1 protein-coding gene is annotated in these 426 nt (G+C 49.1%); it reads right to left on the bottom strand.

Translation table 11 applies throughout. The features are described from left to right. On the bottom strand, window positions 1-426 hold a 426-nt coding region (locus NE664_14420; GenBank protein MCQ4727829.1), incomplete at both ends, for a MerR family transcriptional regulator.

Genomic DNA, 426 nt, shown 5'->3' with positions numbered 1-426 from the left:
CTTCTTTTCGCTTTCGCGGTATGCTTGGGTATCACCCCAGCGTTTCTTCGCTTCATTGGCGTACTTTTTCTTTGCTTCTTCTATCTCGTGCATATCAAATTCCTGAAAACTCATGGTATTTTCTCCTCTCATCATACTGTCCACCAGTCCGGTAAGCCGGCGCAGCCGCTCGATCTTCAGCAAAAGCAGCGACTTATGGACCGCAAGCGCTTCCTGGCGGTCATAGTCAGGCTTCGACAACATGTCCTTGATTTCCTTCAGAGGAAAATCCAGTTCCCGGTACAGCAAAATCTGCTGCAGCACTGCCAGCGCCTCTTCGTCGTAATAACGGTATCCCGCTTCCGTCGTGTCGGTTGGTTTGAGCAGTCCTATCTCATCGTAATAATGGAGTGTGCGCACACTGATATTCGTTAATTTTGCTGTCTC

It is taken from the genome of Anaerotignum faecicola (genome assembly GCA_024460105.1).
Classification (GTDB): domain Bacteria; phylum Bacillota; class Clostridia; order Lachnospirales; family Anaerotignaceae; genus JANFXS01.
The sequence above is the reverse complement of the archived record's forward strand: the minus strand, read 5'-3'. Positions and strand labels throughout refer to the sequence as shown.